The sequence below is a fragment of the Robertmurraya beringensis genome (genome assembly GCF_042433785.1).
GTDB classification, from domain to species: Bacteria; Bacillota; Bacilli; order Bacillales; family Cytobacillaceae; genus Robertmurraya_A; species Robertmurraya_A beringensis.
The window spans coordinates 1-23,374 of the sequence record NZ_JBHLUU010000110.1; the positions used below are offsets into that span (position 1 = coordinate 1).

The following is a 23,374-nucleotide window of genomic DNA, read 5'->3' on the forward strand; positions in this document are numbered from 1 at the left end:
AAAAGTTAAAAAAGATATTCGAGATACCATAAATTTAGGTACCTCTGCTTTCCTATTGCAAAAATTGCATTAATAATATCATTAACACAACTGATCTTGTTTAAACCCATATTTATTTTCACAGAAAAGAATTAATATTCTTTGTTGTCATTAAGAGGGGTTTTCTATTGATAGATTAAGTATTTATACAAAATAAAAGTTTTTTCCATATTAAAAAACCCTTGCATGATTGCAAGGGTCTATGACTTCAACTCTATTTATGCTTTTACCGCTAATTCAACTACACGACGTGCAGATGCTTTTACTTCTTCTAAACCAGCAGCAATGATTTCTTGTGCTTTATCTGGCATTGCATTATGTCCTTCAATAACCACTTCATCAATGATTTGCATTCCGAACACTCCACCGAAAACATTACGCATGTAGTTCACAGCCATTTCCATCGGTGCTGCTTCAGGAGCTGAATAAACTCCTCCTCGTGCATTTAAGAAAATTGCTTTCTTTTCTGGCATTAAGCTTACAAGGTTTCCAGATGCATCATATTTAAATGCAAAACCAGCTGCGTATACATAATCAATAAACGTTTGTAATTTTGCAGGGATCGTTAAATTCCATAATGGAAATGCAAATACAACCACATCTGCGCTTGAAAGTACATCCATTGCTTTTTGTTTCGCAGCTAACAAACGTGATTCAACGTCAGTTAGTTCTCCACCATTTTGAACCTTACCAAATGCATCAAAAAGTTCCTGTCCAAAATATGGTGTATCCTCTTCAAACACATCATATGTAGTAACGTTTACGTCTTTCCCTTCTAATTCGGCCATAAACGTTTCATACATCTTACTAGAAATCGCCTCAGAAGCAGGGCGGTTATTTGCTTTTACTACTAAAACATTCATTAATATTCTCTCCTCTATTTCCTTCTTTGTTAGGCTAGCTACACTAACTACCTAACTATAATTATTATAATCAGAGTCAAATGATTGTTAAGTACGCACTTAAAAGTGGTATAGTATCAAAATGTATACTATTGCTTTAGCGCTCACCTTCACATAGCCAGTTAATTTTTACCTAAAGGAGGAATTGAGATTGGAAATAAAGCCTGAGTTATGTCGTGTCGACGATGCTTTAGGAATTTTAACGGGGAAATGGAAACCCATTATCTTATTACATCTTCTAACAAAAGGAACTCAACGATTTAGTGAGTTAAAGAGAAATATGCCTGGAATCACCCAGAAGATGCTAACAAATCAGTTACGTGATTTAGAAGAAGAAGACATCGTACAACGTGTCGTTTATCCACAAGTCCCCCCAAAGGTGGAGTATTCGATGACGGACTACGGGAAAAGCTTAGAGCCCATATTGAGAGCTATGCATGATTGGGGCGCGAAACACAGTGTGCATAAGAAACAAAAAATGGTTAGTGAATAAATATAACGAGCTGCCACTATAGGTAGCTCTGCTTTTTCTAATCACTAAGCATGTGATTGTCTATCTCGATAATGCCCTGGTGTCATTCCCACATGTCTTTTAAATAACTCCGAGAAGTGGCGATAATTATAATAACCTACTTTTTCACTAACTTCGTTTACCTTCGCTCCGTTCATTAGCAATTTCTTTGCATGTTCAATTCTCAATTTTGTGACATACTTTATGTATGACTCGCCCATTTGTTCCTTAAATAACACACTAAAATAGGTGCTACTCATATTTGAATGATCAGAAACTTCTTGGAGACTAAGCTCTTTATCGTAATTGGATTGAATAAAACGAAGTGCACGCTCAATAGCGATATGTTTAGGCTCGACCTGATTATTCTTCACGCATTGAAAAATTTGTTCCATTTGCTGTTGAAACCAATAACATAAATCGACCGTGGAGTGTAGGTTGGCAACTTCCATATGCGGCAAATATCCTTTATTCCAAAGACTTTCTTTAGCCACTTCCATACTTAGGTAAATAAGTCTAAGCATTTTTCCTTTTACTACTTCAGGATCTAATTTCTGTTCTATCATCGAACAATTAAATTCCTCTATTTTTTGAAAAAAAGTCTCACGTTCAAGCATGCGGAGACTACGTAGAAGTGATTGTTTTCTTTGTGTAAGTTCCTTTTCCGTTAATACCTTACACTCAAGTTCGAAAGCGGATGCCTTAACCATTACATTTTTCAACTCCTTATCCATAGAATTTTACAGAGATTGAATAAAAACGGGTTAAATCGATTTCTGGAATAGTCAAAATCATTTTGGAGGATAACTACTAGATGTTTATTAAAGAAGAACAGTAGGAGATAGATTTCATTTTTCTATACTTTCATTTTACTAAGTTTTTCAAAATTATGAAAACGCTATCTTTTTGGTTGATGTCTGCTTTTTTTAGGACGAAACAAAAAAAGAGACCACAACCGTCTAATCGACAGGCTGTGATCCCTTCTTGTGATTTATTTCTTATTGGGTTTACCACCTTCAAAAGATAAACGATCCATTCGAAGATCTGGTGAATGGAACACGACATATACTGTGTTTGGCCCCTTCGGCAATTTTCCTTCTAGATCAACAGTCACATCTGTGTAGCCCAACTCATTTACAGGAACCCCTGCATTCTCGATGGTGTATGAGTTCTTTCCTGTTTTCGGTACTTCAAATTCTGCAAAAGGTTCGCTAGTAACAGATCCCGAGTGCAAAGTGATTTTTCCTCCTGTCACATCGGAAGCAACACTAGCCGTTACTTGTTTTGAACCTGTTAATACTACTTTTGGTAGAGCTATCCATGAACCATTTTGTTTCGATCGAACGGCATGATATTCTCCAACAACCTTTTCTGCCTTTAAACTTTCAGCTGTTCTTGCTTTGGAGACTTCATGATAAACAACTTCATTTGATGCAAAGGAGTGGTCGAACACATTAAAAGGCTTATTGGTTGGCAAAGCCGCAAGTGACTCCCCATCAATGGCAATTGTACTTTCTGCTTTTACATCTTCAGAAGAAGATCCTATCATCAATAGATAGTTTCCTTCCTCTACAAGGAAATCCCCTGCATTTACATCCCAAACAGCTAAGTCCTGAGGATCGACCTTGAGTGTAACTTTCTTTGTCTCACCAGCTTGCAAGGACACTTTCTCAAAAGCTACGAGTTGTTTTTGAGGAGCATATTCCCCGTAAGCAGATTTTTTATTTTTGGCGTACAACTGAACAACCTCAGAAGTATTTACTTTGCCTTCATTTTTCACCTGTACGGATACCTCAAAAGAAGACTTTTCACTAGCCTTTTTCGGTGCTTTAAAGCCACTATACGTAAAGTTACTATATGATAATCCGTAACCAAATGGGTATGTGACCGGAGCTTTTGTATACATATAGGTTAATTCTTGTTCAATTGGATCGGCGTTTGTCATATCCAATGTAAATCTTGGATCAATATCCTCCAATGTTATGCTTGTATTTCCTTCTGGAATGGAATACTTACTGATTTCTGGGAAGCTAGCCATATCTGCATACCATGTTGAAGAAAGACGACCTGTTGGAGCATAGTCCCCGTATAGTACTTGAGCCAATGCATGTGAATCATACTGACCTCCATATGGTTGATAAACAATGGCTGATACGTTCGGGTTATTTTGAATAGGTTCCATTCCTACTGGGAAGCTAGACTTTACAACAACAACCGTCTTTTTCCCTTCCGCAGCAAAAGCAGCCGACACTTTCTCAACCAACTCGTAATCCGCATCTCCCATATTTAAGTCAGAGCGGTCATTTCCTTCTCCCGCACTATGGCGTGGAATGGCACCTACAAACACAACAGCATAGTCATCCGTTTTCGCACGGTTTACCGCTTCAGCTCCTACTTCTTTTACGACGGTTTGTTCAAACTTCACATCATCATTTCGATTGGTTACATTTTCAGCGTTTCCAATGGTTGATGCTGCAGTTTTTAATTTTCCATCAGTGTCTGTTGTAATCACTCTTCCATTTGAATAATACCAGTTGGTGAAATCACCTGAGAATCCTGTTCTGTATCCACTTGCCACAAGGGATACGGTCTGATCTGCATTTTCCTCCACTCGGATGGTTGGTGGAATCGCACTTGTATTTCCTAACATTTGGGCAAGATCCCAGTCATTATTGGTTAAGTTTAATGCCGTTGCATTTGTATTTTCAACAGATGCATTAGCAGCTGTAGGTGACGTTAACCATTTTCCGTTTAATACCGAACGTAGGCTATACCCTTTTTGGCCCCAATCATACACTTCAAATAATTGAGCAGGGTTATTCCTATCTAATGGTTCAGTTGTAGTTACAAGCTGAGAGCCCTTTGTTATATCAGCTGCACTCTCGTCGGCTGTAACTGTCTGTCCGTTAAGCTTTGATTTTAATGACACTACTTCTACCGCTGGGTCGTATGAAACATTATTGGAACCATTCGCCTTGATAATGGCTAATAGTGGTGAGATTCCAGAGTTGTCAATGTTTGGTGTTGTTCTTGCTGAGTAGGTGGTTTTAAACCTTGAATCTGCATACACACCTGAAACGGACGCTTTCTTGTTTTTCTCGAGAGGCAGTACTCCATCATTCTTTAGAAGAACGATACTTTCTTGAGCAGCCCTTAACGCAACTTCTTGATGTTCAGGATCACTATATGTAGCTAGTTCTTCCCTAACATCTTTCGCCTCTTCGGCAAACGGATAGTTCTTCGGAATTCCGTTTTCATCTACTTCATTAAAAATACCCACTCGAACCATTTGATTCACATGCGGTCGAGCTGCATCGATTAAATCCTCTTTTGTTACACCGTATTTCCCTTCTTCAACTGCGTCAACTACAGCGGCCACATCGTCTAATGCATTTTGAGGATTTGGCCCAGGACGTCCGGCATTCGCATCAGCTAAAATCATTAAGATGGTTGCAGCTGTTCGATCTGTTGCATATTGAGTGTCATAACCATTTCCTTGCGCATTTGCTCCAAAAACGTGGGCATCTCCATTAAAATCTGGAGAGCTGTACACACCGTATTTAGAATGATTATTAGCATGAATTTGATAAGGTGAAAGGATATTCGGGATTCCATTCGTACGTCCAAATGAAGTCATGACCCCTGCAACCGAACCAGAGCTTAGTGCTTTCAAAGGACTTTTCGTCTGATATTCGAAAATAGATCTAGCACCAGCACTATTATTAGCCGTTTGACGGAACCACTGTGCATTATATACGGAGTAATGCTTCGTCCCAACAGCTGCACGCATCCAAAATCCATCTTCACTCTTTTCTTGATCTGTTCCACTCAGACCTGCAGCCATATTATCGATCATCGTAGAAGCCATGTGAACATCTTCAGAAAACCCTTCATCAAAACGACCGCTTAACGGATGAATACGCATATCGCTCACAACCGTAAAGGCAACAGTCGCAGAAGGATCTGTTCCACCGTGAATATTTGACTCCCCTTGCTTCACTTTTAAGGTACTAATTTTTTCACTTCCTACTACTTTACCAATATCCGTAAGAAGTTCTTTGTTCCAGGTTTGTCCCATTCCTACTAACGCAGGGAAATCAGTTGATACCCCCTGAACATTATCTGCAGCTGATAGAGCACCAGGGATCACCTTGCCTTTATTGGCTCCACGCTGTAAGGTGTAATGGTTTCTTGAACCAGTTGCATAAACGGCCGGTCCTTCTAGACCGGTGTATTCAAAATAAGCATCAACATATTCTTCTAGGTGGTCTGGAACTCCGTCAAACAGCGGCATCCCATCAAATACCCCACCCACTTGATGTTTAAATACGATTTTCTCTTCTGCTTGTTTTTCTGGAGCTTTAAACCCAACCATACTCGCGGTTAACGAAGTAATAAGCAATACGGACAGCGACTTTCTCCCAATTCTGGAAAGACGGGATTTTTTCAACACAGCACATCCTCTCAGATATTTTTAAGCGCTTTCACACTTGAAGGGACCGGTCTCCTATAAAAATAGTTTAATCTCTATCTACCATTCAACGATAGTGAGTGATTTTTACGATTGTGTACACATTTTTAAGACAGAGTAAAGTGGATTCATTTTATTTATCATCCTTGATAGGATTTTCCTAATTTTTACTCTGTTAAATGAACAGTATACTTAAAGTATGTCTTTGACCGTAGTGATGTTTTTTTAGATCGAGGTGATTTGGTTGGTTTTAAAAATTGTATTTATCATTACTTTAGGATTTCAGACCGTTATTAATATGACGAGACCTGTCATCACGTTATATGCCTCAGAGCTTGGAGCTTCTCCCCTTGAAATAGGTATCCTTACGGCAGCCTTTGCCTTGTTTCCGCTCCTATTTGCGATTCAAGCTGGTAAACTAGCGGATAAACTCGGAGATCGCATTCCTGTTTTTATCGGATTATTTTCCATTATTGTGGGGATGGCTATTCCATTCTCTTTTCCTAGCATGTGGGCCTTGTTTGTGAGCCAGTTTTTTGTAGGCATCGGAAGTGTATTTATCCCTGTTTCCTTACAGAATGTTCTTGGAAATAGTGCAACAAAGGAGAATCGGGACCACTACTTTAGTATGCTTGGCATGGCAGTAGCAACTGGTGCATTAATCGGACCTATCATCGGGGGATTTGTTACGGAGCATATATCTTATTCGTTTTCTTTTCTGCTTTCCATGCTTATTGGAATCGTCCCAGTGATTTTCACTTTTTTCCTGCCAGTCATGAAAAGGCAAGGTTCTGCTAATCATTATGGAATGCTTTCTTCTATCAAGCTATTACAAAATCCATTATTACAAAAAGCCCTATTTTCAAGTGCGCTAGTATTGTACTCAAGAGATATTTTTGTTGCGTATTTTCCTTTGTATGCGAAAAGCTTCCATATGTCTGACTCGACCATCGGAATCATTATAGCTGTCCAAGGATTAGCGATGATTATTGTGCGCGTATTTTTACCGAAATTAATAGATGTGTTGGGTAGAGACAGGGTCCTGCTTATCTCTATCATTGTTGCTGGAACCTCATTTCTTCTTATGCCTTTTTCAGAGAATATGATTTTTATGGGCATTTTGAGCTCTCTTATGGGATTGGGCTTGGGTTGTGGTCAACCTCTATCCATGACTACGACGTATAATGCGTCGCCTAAATCAAGGACCGGAGAAGTTCTCGGACTACGATTAACAACGAATCGCCTATCACAGCTGATTGCTCCTCTATTATTTGGAGTGATTGGTGCCTCGGCTGGTATCATGTCGGTATTTTTAGTTAGTGGCGTTTTCTTAGTTTCGGGGACATTTTGGATTCGACAGGAGAAGGTAAAGCTTTCAGAGGTAAAAGAAAATTAAACAGATAAAGCAGACACTGTATTGTTAAAGAGTTCCGTTTTGAAGTGCTTTTCTTAAAATATGTACGAAATGACAGAATGGTATCTAATATTTACGAGGCAGATCATAATTGGTGAGTTTCTTTATTATGAATACAAAAACAAAATTTATTTAAAACCTCACTTACCTGTGATACGGTTCACCCTAATGCATCAAAATGAGGTTTTTCGTGGATTTTTAGATTAAACTCACACCTTTATAAAGTAAGATGTTTTGTCCCTTAATCGAGTAACAGCAAAAGTAAACTAAGCGGAGAATTTCCGGTTAGTTGCAGAATGGAGCCTTGTTTTGGGGTAAATAAGGGGAGTTTTTCCGCTAAAGCAAAGCAAAATCTCCTATTTTCGTATTTTTCGAGCCAATAGGCGGAATCTCTCCGTCTATTTAAGCCTTTTTTAAAAAGAATTTCTAATTAAGCGGAATTTCTCCGTCTATTGATCAGCTCGAATTCTTAATCTGATCCCCAACCGATAAGTGCGGGACCCTCTTGAACCTAGATGTGGAAAACAGCAACTTTTTATCGACCGCTTATCAAGATCAATAAAATCGGTACTCAAAACGGCACTGCAAATGACATAAGTTTTGACCCTCTTTTTAATTGTACAATACTTATTGTCCGCCTTAATAATGAGTCAATTGCTAGGTCAATTGTAGAAACGCTAATAAATATAAGAAAGACGTATCCCAATTCTTGTATATTTTAATTAGAGAGTACCCGAAAACGGAACCCTTTACTGTATTGTGCTCTGCTTATTTTCATTTACTTGAAACTCAAAAAGAAATTCCCCATATTATCTTAGTTTTCGGTAAAAATAAGACGATGACTCTGTCGATAAAAAGTGAACGTTGTCGTATGGCCATTTTCAGTAGTTTTTGCCTTGAAAAATTACTAGTAATACTAAAATAATCCTTTTTAAAATCTCTGAAAATTCACACTTTAATTGGTAAAATCGTTTACGGAAGCGTTACCAAAAATGATTTAGCGCCATTTTATGGGGGGATAAAAGATGTTAAAAAAGATGAGGAAACGAAGAAGACAATTAACTTCCATTGCACTAGCAACAGGTATTGCTTTATCCGGATTAAGTTTTCAAACAGGCGTATTTGCTGCAGAGCAAGGAGCTCCGAAGACGGAACAAATAAACCAAAACGAGGTGCCACAATTAGTAGACAAAGCCTCCATTGATGCTGTTATCGCGGCTATGACCGTAGAGGAAAAAGCTAAACTTGTCGTAGGGGTGGGCATGCCTGGAATGACAATACCGAAACTTCCGGTTCAAGGTGCGGTTGGAGGAACACCTGCGATTGAAAGATTAGGAATTCCTGCTATGTATTATGCAGATGGACCGGCTGGGTTGAGAATTAGTCCCACTCGTCCAGGAGAGTCAAAAACGTATTACACTACTGCCTTTCCAATTGCTACCTCGTTAGCATCGACCTGGGATACGAATGTGGTGAATAAGGTTGGGCAAGCGCAAGGGAATGAAGTAAAGGAATATGGTGTCGATGTCTTGCTAGCACCTGCTCTAAACCTTCACCGTAACATATTAACCGGAAGAAACTTTGAATATTTTTCTGAGGATCCGTTGATTTCTGGTAAGATGACTGCTGCTTTGGTTAATGGTGTCCAATCAAATGGTGTTGGTGCTACCATCAAACACTATGCAGCCAATAATCAGGAAACCAATCGTTTTACCATTGATACAATCGTCTCAGAAAGAGCTTTAAGAGAGTTATATTTGAAAGGCTTTGAGATTGCTGTAAAGGAATCTCATCCGAAAGCGGTCATGAGCTCTTATAATCTGCTAAATGGGACACCAGCATCTCAAAACTCAGAATTGCTGACAACTGTCTTAAGAGGAGACTGGGGCTACGATGGCTATGTGATGACTGACTGGTTTGCTGGAACTGATCCTGTTGCCCAGATGAGAGCAGGAAATGATCAAATTATGCCTGGTTTCCCTCAAAGCTCCGAACGAATTGCTAATGCTGTAAAAGACGGAAGCTTAGACGAAAAGCTATTGGATCGAAATGTGAAGAATATCTTAAACTTCGTCGTCGAATCTCCTAGCTTTAAAAACTATAACCATTCTGACAATCCAGACCTGCAAGCCCATGCCGCAGTGGCTCGTCAGGCGGCAGCAGATGGAATGGTTTTATTAAAGAATGATCAAAAGGCACTTCCACTTAAGAAAGAAAACAAAGTGGCGCTATTTGGTACCGCACAGATTGAAACGGTGAAAGGTGGAACGGGTAGTGGAGATGTAAACGCAGCCTATACCGTGTCTATTATAGACGGATTAAAGCATGCAGGATATTCACTCCACGAAGACCTTGTGAATCAATATAGCAACTATATTAGTGTGTTAAGACAAATGGAACAATACAAAATTAAGCCGAGTCCATGGGGTGAGGACTTTGGAAAAGAAATACCTGTCATTCCTGAGATGGTGTTAGATACGAACCAGATTAAAACAATCGAGGATGAATCCGATATTGGTGTCATTGTGATTGGAAGAAATTCTGGTGAAGGTGTGGATCGTCAAAATGTAAAAGGTGATTACCTTCTAACAGATACGGAAAAAGCGATGATTCAAAACGTCTCAAAAGCATATCATGATGCTGGAAAGAAAGTGGCAGTTGTTCTGAATATTGGTGGACCTGTTGAAATAGCAAGTTGGAGAGATCAAGTAGATTCCATCCTTCTAGCATGGCAACCAGGACAGGAAGCAGGAGATGCGGTAGCCGATGTATTAACTGGAGCGGTGAATCCTTCTGGGAAACTCGCAACCACCTTCCCTGTGAAATATGAGGATGTTCCTTCATCTGAAAACTTCCCTGGTACACCAGCAGAGAACCCTACTCAGGTTGTCTATGAGGAAGACATTTATGTTGGTTATCGCTATTACTCAACCTTTGATGTCAAACCTGCCTATGAGTTTGGATATGGTTTGTCTTATACAAACTTTGATTACAGTAATATTCGAGTGAATCAGGGAGGTAAATTTAAAGATCAAATTACCGTATTTGCCAATATAAAGAATATAGGGAAAGTCTCAGGTAAAGAAGCGGTTCAAGCGTATGTCTCTGCTCCAGATGGTAAGCTAGAAAAACCTGAAATTGAATTAAAGGCATTCGGAAAAACAAAAGAATTAAAGCCAAATCAAACTGAACTGTTAAAGTTTGAATTGAATGCAAAAGACCTCGCTTCCTTTGATGAAGAGAAAAATCAATGGATCGTAGAAAAAGGCGTTTACACAGTGAAGGTCGGTGCTTCTTCAGAGAATATTAAAGGGACAGCAACATTCAAAGTCGATAAAGATATTATTGTAGAAGAAGTGAGTAATTCGTTAGTGCCAGAGGTTGAAATTGATAGACTAACTAAAAAGTAAGGGACAAACGCCAATATCGAATCAGGATATTGGCGTTTTTTATTGGTCCTGACATAAGAAGAGATTCTTATATTCTTTTGGTGTTAAGGACATATACTTTTTAAATTCCTCAAGGAGGGATTTTAACGTTTTTATTATAACGAACCAAGCTTCGTTGTAGAAAGCGCTGCTGCCTCATTAGCAATTTGAGTATATCTTTCTAATTGGTCTCTTGTTTTCGGCAAGCCATGAGTATGAAATTCAACTAAGAGGGCTGCCAAGAACGCATCACCAGCTCCTGTTGTGTCCACCACCTTCACATCCATCGCAGGAACACTTACCACAATTTTTTCATGTAAAGCAACTGCTCCTTCTTTTCCTCTCGTGATAAATACAAAAGGAATATTCATGGTTGATATGCTTTCTAGTCCTTGCTCCAATGTGTCCGATCTGGTTAAGAACAATAATTCATCCTCTGCCATCTTTACGATATCTGTCCTTTTCATGTAAGAAAGAATGGTTTTTCTGCATTGCTCTTCACTTTCCCAACGTTTCAATCGGATGTTGGTGTCAAAAGCTACTTGCATATTCATCTCCCAAGCAAAAGCAAGAGCTTGATCCGTCGTTTTTCTTGCTACCGGGTGAAAAAGAGTGCCCGAGCCAAAGTAGAAAACTTTACTTTGGATAAACGGCTGTTTATTAAGTTCTACTGCTGTGAGCCAGTCATCAGGTGTTTCATTCACATAGGAATGAAAATAACGGTCGCCTTGTTCATTTTCATGAATAAATACAGAACACATCTTTTTTGTCTTGCTAAAGGTACTATACGATATATCTACATTCTCTCTTCTTAATTCTTCTGCCACAAACTGGCTCAATTCATCCTCACCTAGTTTACACAAATAAACGGAAGGGATCTCTTGCCTCTTTACTGCAACTGCTACATTAACCGTAGCCCCACCTAAAAAGCGCTGATAATTTGTATTTGTAAGACCAGTAGCAACAAAATCTACAATTGCTTCTCCCAATGAAATAATTCCTTGTTTGTTCAAATAGATGCCTCCTCTACAAGACTCTTTTAGGCATCATATCACAAACAGGATAATAGGAAATAGCCTAGTTAGCATTCATTAACTAGGCTTAAAGTAAAAATATATCCTTTTATCTTGTAGTCGTTTATACCTTAAACTTCCCCACTACTTCTTCTAGATCACTAGACATTTTTGATAAGTTCTCCGCAGAAGCGGCAATTTCCTCCATTGATGCTAACTGTTGTTCAGATGCCGCGGCGACCATCTGTGAACTGTTTGAAGCCTCTTTGGAAATGTTTGAGAGTTCATCAATTATATTCGTTACTTGTTCAGCTCCAGCAGTCATTTGTTGAGAAGAAGCTGCTACTTCTTGAATTTGGTTAGCTACCTCTCTAATAGAATGTAAGATTGCATGAAAGGCAAGACTCGCCTCATTAACTACATGGATTCCCTGATTTACCTCATTAATTCCTTTATTAGTAGATTCTACTGCAAGTGATGTATTTAATTGAATAGAAGAAATTAGAGTCTTGATCTTCGCTGCTGAATCCTTGGATTGCTCCGCTAGTTTTCTTACTTCGTCAGCCACTACCGCAAATCCCTTTCCAGATTCCCCAGCTCGTGCGGCTTCAATAGCTGCGTTAAGAGCTAAAAGATTGGTTTGATCGGCTATAGCTGTAATCACTTCCACAATCTGCCCTACCTGATTAGATAATTCCCCTAGCTCTTGAACCTTAGCACCTGCATCCGCTACTGTGCTCTGTATGGTTTCCATTTGCTTAAGGGTTTTGGTAATAACCAAGTTTCCATTCTCCGCTTTTTCCGAAGTCCCACGAGTTGACTCTTCCACACTTTGAGAAGAATTTGCTACTTTCTGAATACCCATTGTAATTTCGCTTAAAGCCGTTAAGCTTTCCTGTGTACTCACTACTTGTTTATCAGCCCCAGCAGCAATTTCTTGGATCGACATGGTAATTTGGTTGGTTGCCTCTGAGTTTTGCTCGGAGCTTGAGTACAGTTCTTCAGAAGATGCTGCAACTTCTGATGTCGTCTTTTGCACATGTTTGATAATCTGTTGTATATTTCCAATCATCGTATTAAACGCATTAGAGAGTTTTCCAAATTCATCTTTACTGTTAATGAAGAGTCTAGCAGTTAAGTCCCCTTCATTGCTTGAAAGCTCGACTAATTTATTAACCACTATGTGAAGTGGCTTTGTAATCATTCGAGAAATCATTAATGAAACCACTATGCTTAATATAATGGATATGAAAATAACTATTATACTGATCGTTGATCTTTGTTCAATTACTTGCATTCCATCCTGTACTGCTGTTTCCATGATTTCCTCTTGTATCTTTTCAAAATCCTCAAGATTTCTTGAGAAAATCTCTCTAACTTCTTGATAATCACCATTATGAATTTCTAATGTTTTTTCACGATCCGTCCCAGCCAACTCCATCATCTGACTCTCTAAATCAATCAGTTCCTGGTTATTATCATCTATTTCTTTAAATATTTTAACTGCTCGTTCATCGTTAATTAATTTTCTTACGGATGTTATATCATTATTGATTTTTTCAGCATACTCATTATACAACTTTAGCTGTGTCTCACTTTGAGGATCAATAATAATACCCTTTATAGCATCAGCAAGCATTAAATCTTCAAAGCGGATATCTTGCGCTAAATTTAATTTAACTACCTCTTTCTCAGCAAGGTTTTTATAGGAATCCCCTATGCTTTGTAATGAATAGTAAAGCACTAAAAACCCTACAGTGGTGAATACCAACACTGTAGAAAAACCTATTAATAATTTATTTCTGATACTCATACTCTTCTCCTTTATATGTTTTACTATTCTTATCGGTGAATAGTTATACATATTTACCAATGTGTATTTGTTAATTATTTCATATAAAAATACCTTGCGAAACCGCAAGGTATTCTCCTACCTTTGGGACATCAACGTTGATAGCGCCAGCCGCCCAATTGAGTTATATCTTCCCCTTTTAGCATCTCATTTGCCTCACACACAAACCCAGGTACTTCCGTTCCGTCTTCAAGTTGAACTTTTCCCATGCCCAGAGGAGCTGGGATGAGTAAGGTAAATTTACCGAATTCTGAAACAGGCATTTCCCAAAGCTCAAGCTCAATAGAAGCTCCGTCATGATTGGAGCGTATAAGTCCCGGCTTTGCCGGTATGGTATCCAGTTTCACTAGTTTGTAGGTTGGAGCTGTTTTTGCTTCTTTAACAAACGTAGCCTGATGTTCTACCATTTGCTTCTCAAGAGGAAAGCCTCTCATGTGCAACCCACACACCGCTACTAGCGTTGTCGTTTTTTTTGGTTCTGTTTGTTTATTATTTAGCATGAGATCGGCTAGCCCAAGGATGAAATGCTCATTTTGATTTGTTGAGAAAAATGTTATCCCAAATGGTAGGTTCTCTTCAGCATCCAGGGTTGGGATATTAATAGCACTCAGATCTAAAAGATTGCAATGATTCGTGTATAAGCCCATCGCACTGTTAGTCGCAATTGGGTTGCTTCGTACCTCATCTCTTGTCCATGTGCCCCCAGAGGTAGGCATCACCAACACTCCATCTTTAAACTGCTGGTGAGCCTTTTGCTTGAATGCTTGTAATTTATGCATTGCTTGAAAAACGGATGCCGCATCATATTCTGGCTTTGCCCCTGAACGCAAAACGGCCTCAGTTACAGGAAATGCAACACCTTTATTCTCCGAAATGAATGCACCTAAGTCGGACCATCGTTCTGCTACCCATGGACCATCGTATAAAACGCTAGCTGCCTCTGATAAGTAGCCTCCATCAATGTACTCAATAGGAATATTTAGTTTTTCTAATCCTACAATAGCCGCTTTCCAAGCATTTTCATACTTATCTGCGAACGGACCAAAAAAGCTTGGTGGCTCCTTCATTAAATAGATTTTTTCAGGTAACACATTTGCCTGGCGGTTGATATTTTTTGACCATGGATCACACTTATCTAACCCTCTTACCACTTGGTCAACCATCTCTACATCCGACAAGTCGTTTGCAAACACCGTAACACAATCCAAACTCGCACAAGCGGGAACTACCCCTTTCGTTGGCCATGCACCGAGACTTGGCTTAAATCCTATCAATCGATTAAGCGCAGCTGGTACACGTCCGGAGCCTGCCGTATCCGTTCCAAGCGCAAAGGCTACTTGACCTCTGGCAACTGAAACAGCTGAACCTGAACTAGACCCTCCACTAATTAATTCTGGATTCAGAGCGTTCTTTGTTTCGCCATATGGACTTCTAGTTCCGACAAGTCCGGTAGCGAATTGATCGAGATTTGCTTTTCCAACCGGGATGGCCCCAGCGTCGATCAGTCGTCTTACTACTGTCGCATGTTCTACAGGAGTATAAGCAAACTCCGCACAACCCGCTGTTGTTGGTACACCCGCTAGGTCAATATTATCTTTAATCGCAAAGGGGATGCCCCAGAGAGGAGCTTTCTCTGGGTCCATTTTTTTCAAGTTATCTAAGTAAGGCTGGATCCATTCCATCGATGGTGGTGTGATCCAAATATTCATCTCTTTGTCTGCTTCACTTCGTTGGATAATCTCTTGAATCAGCTTTTCTGGTGTTAATTCGTTAGACTTATATTTTTCTCTTAGATTATGAATGGATAGTAGCTTTGGCGTGTTCATCGTTTTCATTGGCTATCCCCCCCTTTTCTTTTGTAATGGAGACAAACAGTTGTCCCGCATGAACTTCATCACCTGGCGATACGTGGACAGATTGAATACGTCCATCAAACGGAGCATGTTGAGGAAATTCCATCTTCATACTCTCCTCAATCATTAATACGTCGCCTTCCTTTACCACATCACCAGGAGAAACCAGCACTTTCCAGACGCTGCCTGGCATCGTACAACGAACCGCTTCTACTCCTTTTGGCAATTCTTCTTCAACCGTTTCAGACACGGATTGTTCCGAAATATACTCAGCAAGACCTAGCTCTTTCCAGCTCTCACGCTCCGCCTTAAAGGCTGCTTCCTGCGTTTGGCGGAACTCTTCCGCACTCTCTTTAATCGAATCTAAAAACGCTAAGTACTCTCCAAGGTTAAAGGTTGTGTTGGTAATATCTACTTCAAAACGACCTCTTAGGAAATCTTCTCTCATCACTGTAAGCTCTTCTGTACTGACAGGATAAAATTGAATTTGGTCAAAGAAACGTAGTAACCATGGCTTTTGCTCTGTAAAACTTTTCGTTTCCCTAACTCGATTCCAAACTTGAACCGTCCGTCCAACAAACTGGTAGCCACCAGGTCCCTCCATTCCATAGATACACATATAGGCGCCACCAATTCCAACGGCATTTTCCGGTGTCCATGTTCGAGCGGGATTATATTTTGTTGTTACCAATCGATGTCTTGGATCGATGGGAGTTGCTACAGGTGCACCCAAGTATACATCGCCAAGACCAAGAACCAAATAGCTCGCATCAAAGACGGTTTTCTTCACATCCTCTATCTGCTCTAAACCATTCACTCTTCTGATAAATTCCAAGTTACTTGGACACCAAGGCGCATCAGGTCGGACATTTTTTTGATAACGATCGATGGCAAGCTGAGTGGCTGGATCATCCCATGAAAGAGGAAGTCGAACCACACGGGACGGTACTTCAATCTCCTCTAACGGTGGTAACTCTCGGTTAATTCCTTCCATTAATGCACAAATAGCTAAAGTTGATATTTGGCCTGCATCAAAATGGACTTGTAGAGAACGAATCCCTGGCGTTAAATCTAAAACCGGAATATCTTCACGAGCTTGAATCGCATCCATCAATGCATGAATTTGAAAACGGAGCAAGAGATCTAACTCCATATCTCCATACTCAATGAGAATATGTTCATCTCCCGCTGCACGAATCGTCATTGGAAAATGACTTTCATTATTTTGAACAAGTATCGGATAACTTGGTGATAACAGCTTCATTTCTCCTGGCAATGTAGGAACTGGATAATCTCCTATATTTTCTAAAAACAATTCTTGTGACTTTCTTAGTTGCTCTGCCTCTTCTAAAGTTAAAAGCTGAAAGCGAACCTTGTCACCAGCATGAAGCTGGCCTAACTTCCAAAACTCGGCTGATGCGGTTGTCACTGGACAAACAAATCCCCCAAGACTCGGACCATCAGGGCCCAGTAAGATCGGCATATCTCCAGTTAAATCTAATGTCCCTATCGCATACGCGTTGTCGTGAATATTAGAAGGATGTAAGCCCGCTTCTCCTCCGTCTTCTCTAGCCCAAAGTGGAGCCGGCCCAATTAAACGTACACCTGTACGAGAGCTATTAAAATGAACTTCCCAGCTTGTTTCTGTCAACTGCGTCAAATACTCTGGCAATAAAAACTCTTCTGTACAATGTGGACCGGGAATAACACCTATTGTCCATTCTTTTGTTAATACAGGCTGTTGTGTAATGACAAGCTCTTTATCAGGAGGTGTTGCACAAGGATGAACACGCAACACATCTCCTGTACGAAGTGCGCGCCCACCGTGTCCACCAAACCCTCCAAGTGTAAAGGTTGAAGCACTCCCTAAATAGAGGGGCATATCGAACCCACCCGCCACTAGTAAATAAGTGCGCATTCCTTGTGTAGCTTCACCAAATGAAAGAATTTGCCCGCGCTTGGCAGTGACCACCTGGTAGGTCGGAACAGGAAGATCATCCAAAGTCGCTTTCATATCTGAGCCGGTTAAGCAAAAAACAATATCTCCACGGAAACGGTAAGAGCCCCCACGTAACGTTAGCTCTAGTCCAGCAGCATGAGAGTCATTCCCTAGCAACTGATTTCCGATTCGGAAAGAGAATGGATCCATCGGTCCACAAGGAGGGACTCCTACATCCCAGTGCCCCACCCGTCCTGGCCAATCTTGCACCGTCGTTTGGATCCCACCATCGAGTACTTCAATGGCACATTCCGCTGGCGAAAATTCCTTTAACATTTGAGTATGCACATGTCCAGAGCGGCATTCTTCTTCCTCTAATAGGGACTGTATATACTGTAAGTTGGTGGTCACACCATAGAGCCTAGTATCCTGTAGCGCTTGACTTAGCTGATTGATGGCTTCTTCACGAGTGTTTGCATGAACAATTATTTTGGCAAGCATGGGGTCATACAAAGAGGTAACGCTCAAACCATCTCTAACCCACGTTTCAATCCGAGCATCCTCTGAAAAGCGAACTTGATCCAACTGACCACCGCTCGGACGAAAATCATTCAGACAGTCTTCTGCATAAATTCGAGCTTGAATACTATGCCCTTTCGGAGCGCCGTACAAAGTATTTAGATCACGAAGCTCACCAGCCGCTTCACGAACCATCCACTCGACTAAATCAAGACCTAACACTTCTTCGGTCACACCGTGTTCTACCTGAAGCCTGGTATTCACTTCAAGAAAGTAAAACTTTTCCGCTTCCGGGTCATACAAATATTCGACCGTTCCTGCACTTCTGTATCCCACTTCCTCAGCCAATCGTTTTGAAGCAGCTAGCATTTCCTCACGAACTGCTGAAGATAAACATGGAGCTGGACTTTCTTCTACCACCTTTTGATTACGGCGCTGAATGGAGCAATCACGTTCTCCTAATGCAACCACTTCACCGTACTCATTGCCAAAGATTTGAACCTCTACGTGGCGTGCTTTTTGAATATATTTTTCTAAAAAGACTCCTCCGTTGTTAAAATTCGTTTCTGCTAGGCGACAGACTGAATCGAAGGCATCCTTTAGCGCAGACTCATCTGCACAAACACGCATTCCAATTCCTCCACCTCCTGCTGTACTTTTAAGCATAACAGGATAACCAATTCGTTCGGCTTCCGCAACGGCGGTTTCTACTTTCGTTATTAAGGTGGTACCTGGTAAAAGAGGAACTCCTGCTTTCACCGCAATTTCACGTGCTGAATGCTTTAATCCAAACAGCTCCATTTGCTCAGGAGTAGGACCAATAAAAGTGATTCCATGTTTCTGACAAGCACGCGCGAAATCAGCATTTTCACTAAGGAACCCATAGCCTGGATGAATGGCTTCCGCTCCTGTTTCAAGTGCCGTTTTTAAAATGAGTTCGGCATTGAGATAGCTATCTTTTGCCACACCTTCACCAATTAATACGGCTTCATCCGCTTGATCAACATGAAGGCTATCTTGGTCTGCTTTTGTATACACCGCAACCGATGAAATGTTTAGTTTTTTTAGCGTTCTTTCAATTCGAACCGCAATTGCTCCACGGTTTGCAATAAGGACTTTATTGAACATGGTTGGAGCTCCTCTCTATGTTATTTATCCCAGATTAGTAGTTGAATAGGTGTTGGATTATAAGCGTTACAAGGATTATTTAATTGTGGACAGTTGCTAATAAGGACAAGCGTTCGACTGACTGCTTTCATTTCTACATAATATCCTGGAGCGGATACACCATCTTCAAAGGTTAATCCACCTTCTGGAGTCACAGGAACATTCATAAAGAAGTTCACGTTTGGTGCTAAATCTCGTTTGTTAAATTGGCTTCCATACTTTGATAGTTGAAGCATAAACGTATCTCGACAGTTATGCATCGGAAGCGTGTCATGAGCATAACGAACGGTGTTACTTTGTGCGGAACAAGCACCACCAAGCGTATCGTGGCGTCCACATGTATCGGCAACAATCTCAACTAGTTCTTTTCCTGACTCGGATACTAGAACGGAACCCGTCGTTAAATACACATTGCCTTGGCGTTGGATTGTATTGATCGCACTATAATGGTCCATTGGATGATCCGCATCGTAAAATAGGGTGTCTGCCGCCTGGTTTCCCTCTAGATCCACTATTCTTAACACCTGTCCTGGTTCAAGAATTTTGGTCCACCCTTCTCCAGCAGGAACGATATAGTTATCAATTGCTTCATCTACCTGTCTTTCACTAACTTTATATTGTAAAGTGGCCATTAGTTTGTTCCTCCTTTTGTTAGTAAACAATAGTCCCATGTGTTCTCAAATGCACGACGATTTTCCGGACGATGGTTCACACAAACATCGTTCTCTTCTACAGGAGCTGCATCAGTGATCGTGATCTCGACAGGAACAGAGGGATAATTGGAACTAGCGTCCAGCGGATTTGGCGTGTTTGATACGATCATCAGAACGTCCATCTCTGTTCTCAGTGTAATGGTGTCCCCTTTTTTGGAATGACCTGGCTTGAAATGAAGTGAACCATCTTCCTTGCAAAATACTTTCGAAAATAAATTAACAACGGGGATTAGATCTCTGTTTGTTAATCCATTTCGGAACAATTCAACCGCAAAGTTTTCTTCCCCACTTCGATACCAATCATTTCTTTGTTCTTGATAGGTGGTCTTCCCATATCGTTCGTCGATCATTAGGCGTGTGGCATAACCTGATATCGTGTCATGCCAGCCTAGAGAATCATCAATCATACTAGCTAATACTCTTCCATTGTCACTCATCAAGACATTTCCAGTCGTTAAGTGAGCGGTATGCTGAGCCTTTAATGTATCCGGCATATTGTAGCGTTCGGATGTGTCATCTGCGTTATATAAAAGGAGAGAAAGATTGGCTCCATCACCGAGAGTCGTAAAGGTTAGTTGTTTTCCACTTTTTATTTTTGTTGACCATTTTCCACCAGCAGGAATTAATTTCGTTAGTATCTTACTCATCATTTAGCCTCCTTTAAAATAAAAACGGATAAAAGCCTAGGAGATCATTCATCTCCCAGGCTTTTATCCTTCCGTGTATACAGCAGATGCTGTACGCTCTCTCTCGGACCTGACGTTATTAACCGGAACCCTAGAAAGCTTTTTCGTTTCCAACAGAATGTGGAAACCTGTATGTTGTTGTACTTAGTATAACTATCAGAAAAGATAGATAACAATGAATGTGTCAGACTATCTAACAATGTTTTTCTTAATTGCTGTTTGTTGAAAAGACAAAGCCATTTTACGTTCCTTAGCTTTTGTCCATTCCGTCTTCAAGAAGAGATAAGTAAATCCGACAGCAACCCAGATGACTCCCGCTGTTAACGTATGTTTATCAAGCAAGGTTAACAGCCAGCCTATAAAACTTGCCCCGACAAGTGGGAAAATTAGATAAATACAAGTGTCTTTTAGGGAGCGTTTTTTCATTTTCACATAGTAATGTGCAATCACTGATAGATTCACAAATATAAATGCGGTTAAGGCACCGAAGCTTACAAACATGACAGCCGTATCTAGACTAATAAACACCGCAGACAATGAAATAAACGCAATCAAAATGATATTAGCAAAAGGTGTTTTGTATTTAGGATGTATGCTTGTAAATATTTTTCCAGGAAGAATGGATTCCTTACCAAGTGCATATAAAAATCGGCTCACACTTGTTACAGAGGAAACACCCTGTGTAAAGGTTGCAATCATAAGAACCATAATAAATAGAGAACTCAATAAATTGCTACCAACTAATTGAACGAGATTATAGGCTGCATTATCAGGATTGGTAAAAGTAAAATCCGGATAGGCAAGTTGAGTCAAATATGAAATTGCCGTGTACATCGTTACCGCTATGATCACAATAAGAAAGATTGCTTTTGGTATCGTCTTTTTTGCATCGATCGTTTCTTCTGCCATCGTTGTCACTGCGTCAAAACCGAGGAAGCAAAAACAGATGAGTGCTGCGCCGGAAAAAACAGCACTTAAAGCAATATGTTCGCCGAAGAAAGGTGTTAAAGAGAAGAGTGAACCAGTACCTGTTCCACCTGCTAAAAGATCCTTTGCGACGAGAATACAAAAGATAACAATAAACCCGATTTGAACAAGTACCGACAACCCACTCACACGAGCAGCAGATTTTATACCAACGATATTAACGATGGCCAAGATGATATTCATGAAGATAATCCAAACAAAAACAGGTATAGAAGGAAATTCTGTATGCATGAAGATACCAAATGTAAGAATTGCAATGATAGGAGAGAAAAGATAATCCAAAAGAAGAGCCCAACCAACAAGAAAGCCTGCCATGGGATGAACTGCCCTCTTCGTATACGTATAGGCAGAACCTGAGACCGGGTAAGCCTTAACCATTAAACTGTAGCTATAAGCTGTGAAAAAGATCGCAATAAATGCCGTTACATAGGCAGCCGCCATCATTCCACTTGATGCCTCATAAGCAACTCCGTATACGGTAAAGAAAATCATCGGTGTCATCCAAGCAAGTCCCATAAATACAACTTGATGCAACTTTAGTGATTTTACTAATCCTGTTCCTTTGTTCATTCTCTAACACCTTCTTTTTTGGATTTCGTGTTATAAAAAAACAAAAGCCCAGGAGAATTTTACAGAAAAATTCTCCCGGGCTTTTGTCCCTCCGTGTCTACAGTTATACTGTACGCTCTCTCTCGGACCAGACATTTTCCAACCGGAACCCTAGAGAGCCATTTTTGTCCCCACTAACGAGAACCTGTATGCTTTTATACTCTGAAGTATAGACGTGTAAAAGCAGGGGTTCAAGGAACATGTCAGATTATATGACATAGAAAAAAGCTACCCAAAATACGGTAGCTTTCAAGGGATCCAATTTTATCATCCAAAACGGTAGTAAACTAATACAATCGTTGCTAGTACAAACAAGAAATTTAAAAATACAAAGATAAATTGATCCAGTTTGGTTTTATGCCATTTGATCGGTGGATTATAGAAAGATACCCCTTCAATGATAAAGATGATTAAAACAATATGAATCATAAAGTGACCGATAATTTCTGTAAAACCAAACAACATGGTTGTCATAATAAAGATAACCGTAACTACAAGACCTAACACTCGGTTTAAAATACCTACCACAAGTAAATAACCTACGATAAATTCAATGAATGCAGCCATCACAATAAAAGTAGCTGGTGCAAAACCAAATGTTGGAACGTGATGGTTCACAATAATGTCCATCGACATACTTGGATACACCCATTTTTCAACGGCCACCCAGCATAGAGATAACCCTGTTCCTAAATATAAAAATGGGAATCCTACATTTTCTAGTTTTGTTTTTCCTACAAGTAAAACTCCAATAATGGCGATATAAAAGCTGTAATCAAGCATGTAGAAAATACCATGTTCGGCAGTAATATAAACAAATAATCCTAAAAGAATAGCTGAACCGACTTTTGTTGCTATATGATGTGGAATCAATAAGAATCCAACACTTACCCAAGCAATAATGGATACCATCTGACTTACTTGTAGTTCGGGTGCAAATAACGTTCCATTGATAATTTGTAAAATAAGAGCGATGGCAGTTCCATATTTTAGCAAATGTCTTGAATATTTTCTGAGACTTGATAATTTGCCATCCCAAACCTTAATTTGCTTCCATTCAGCAAACCTTGGAATAAGTAATGTGAGTACCCCTAAAACAACCGCGGCAAGTAGTGCTAAAGATATAAAAAACGGCGATAATATATTTTCAATGGTTTCTTTTTGCGGCGCTATATCTGTGAACCACTTCACATGTGCTTGTGCAAAATATGGGGTTAAAATAGCTCCAATTAATGTTGTAAAGAAAAAGATTTTCTTCATTATTAGTCCTC

The 23,374-nt window shown here is 40.0% G+C and carries 14 protein-coding genes and 2 riboswitches; of the genes, 3 read left to right on the top strand and 11 right to left on the bottom strand.

Translation table 11 applies throughout. The annotated features are described in order from the left end of the window. Positions 1–257: 257 nt before the first annotated feature. On the bottom strand, positions 258–902 hold the full coding sequence (locus tag ACFFHF_RS16010) for an FMN-dependent NADH-azoreductase (protein ID WP_377058568.1): 645 nt from the start codon (positions 900–902) through the stop codon (positions 258–260). A gap of 190 nt (positions 903–1,092) precedes the next feature. On the opposite strand from ACFFHF_RS16010, the gene ACFFHF_RS16015 reads away from it, so the two are divergent. Continuing rightward, positions 1,093–1,434: a winged helix-turn-helix transcriptional regulator gene (locus ACFFHF_RS16015; protein ID WP_377058569.1), complete on the top strand. Its 342-nt coding sequence runs from the start codon at positions 1,093–1,095 to the stop codon at positions 1,432–1,434. Between the two features lie 44 nt (positions 1,435–1,478). Here the strand turns inward: ACFFHF_RS16015 and ACFFHF_RS16020 are convergent, their stop codons facing one another. Beyond that, positions 1,479–2,162 carry a helix-turn-helix domain-containing protein gene (locus tag ACFFHF_RS16020; protein ID WP_377058570.1) on the bottom strand — a complete coding sequence of 228 codons (684 nt, stop codon included), beginning with the start codon at positions 2,160–2,162 and terminating at the stop codon, positions 1,479–1,481. 281 nt (positions 2,163–2,443) lie between these two features. After that, a complete protein-coding gene (locus ACFFHF_RS16025) occupies positions 2,444–5,902 on the bottom strand; it encodes a glycoside hydrolase family 3 protein (RefSeq protein ID WP_377058571.1) in 3,459 nt (1,152 codons plus the stop codon). 265 nt (positions 5,903–6,167) lie between these two features. Here ACFFHF_RS16025 and ACFFHF_RS16030 point away from each other — a divergent pair, with 265 nt between their 5' ends. Together ACFFHF_RS16030 and ACFFHF_RS16035 are read left to right on the top strand one after the other, a co-directional pair. Further along, positions 6,168–7,319: an MFS transporter gene (locus ACFFHF_RS16030; protein WP_377058572.1), complete on the top strand. Its 1,152-nt coding sequence runs from the start codon at positions 6,168–6,170 to the stop codon at positions 7,317–7,319. Positions 7,320–8,362: 1,043 nt separating this feature from the next. Continuing rightward, positions 8,363–10,747 (top strand): beta-glucosidase, encoded by a 2,385-nt coding sequence (locus tag ACFFHF_RS16035; RefSeq protein WP_377058573.1) that lies wholly within the window; start codon positions 8,363–8,365, stop codon positions 10,745–10,747. 134 nt (positions 10,748–10,881) lie between these two features. Here the strand turns inward: ACFFHF_RS16035 and ACFFHF_RS16040 are convergent, their stop codons facing one another. The 8 genes from ACFFHF_RS16040 to ACFFHF_RS16075 all read right to left on the bottom strand — a co-directional run bounded on the left by ACFFHF_RS16040 (position 10,882) and on the right by ACFFHF_RS16075 (position 23,363). Continuing rightward, positions 10,882–11,778: a carbohydrate kinase family protein gene (locus tag ACFFHF_RS16040; RefSeq protein WP_340905119.1), complete on the bottom strand. Its 897-nt coding sequence runs from the start codon at positions 11,776–11,778 to the stop codon at positions 10,882–10,884. Positions 11,779–11,902: 124 nt separating this feature from the next. Continuing rightward, a complete protein-coding gene (locus ACFFHF_RS16045) occupies positions 11,903–13,591 on the bottom strand; it encodes a methyl-accepting chemotaxis protein (RefSeq protein WP_377058574.1) in 1,689 nt (562 codons plus the stop codon). A gap of 131 nt (positions 13,592–13,722) precedes the next feature. Then, positions 13,723–15,465 carry an allophanate hydrolase gene (gene atzF / locus ACFFHF_RS16050; protein WP_377058575.1) on the bottom strand — a complete coding sequence of 581 codons (1,743 nt, stop codon included), beginning with the start codon at positions 15,463–15,465 and terminating at the stop codon, positions 13,723–13,725. Next, on the bottom strand, positions 15,425–19,069 hold the full coding sequence (gene uca, locus ACFFHF_RS16055) for an urea carboxylase (protein ID WP_377058576.1): 3,645 nt from the start codon (positions 19,067–19,069) through the stop codon (positions 15,425–15,427). The genes atzF and uca overlap by 41 nt, the downstream gene beginning before the upstream one ends. Before the next feature lie 20 nt (positions 19,070–19,089). Next, positions 19,090–19,740, bottom strand: a complete 651-nt coding sequence (locus tag ACFFHF_RS16060) for an urea amidolyase associated protein UAAP2 (protein ID WP_340905124.1) — start codon at positions 19,738–19,740, stop codon at positions 19,090–19,092. Then, on the bottom strand, positions 19,740–20,468 hold the full coding sequence (locus tag ACFFHF_RS16065) for an urea amidolyase associated protein UAAP1 (RefSeq protein WP_340905126.1): 729 nt from the start codon (positions 20,466–20,468) through the stop codon (positions 19,740–19,742). The genes ACFFHF_RS16060 and ACFFHF_RS16065 overlap by 1 nt, the downstream gene beginning before the upstream one ends. A gap of 50 nt (positions 20,469–20,518) precedes the next feature. Next, positions 20,519–20,613, bottom strand: a riboswitch (guanidine-I (ykkC/yxkD leader). A gap of 83 nt (positions 20,614–20,696) precedes the next feature. After that, positions 20,697–22,064, bottom strand: a complete 1,368-nt coding sequence (locus ACFFHF_RS16070) for an APC family permease (protein WP_340905128.1) — start codon at positions 22,062–22,064, stop codon at positions 20,697–20,699. Positions 22,065–22,134: 70 nt separating this feature from the next. Then, a riboswitch (guanidine-I (ykkC/yxkD leader) is annotated at positions 22,135–22,229 on the bottom strand. Positions 22,230–22,370: 141 nt separating this feature from the next. Next, positions 22,371–23,363, bottom strand: a complete 993-nt coding sequence (locus ACFFHF_RS16075) for a hypothetical protein (protein ID WP_340905129.1) — start codon at positions 23,361–23,363, stop codon at positions 22,371–22,373. Between the last annotated feature and the right edge of the window lie 11 nt (positions 23,364–23,374).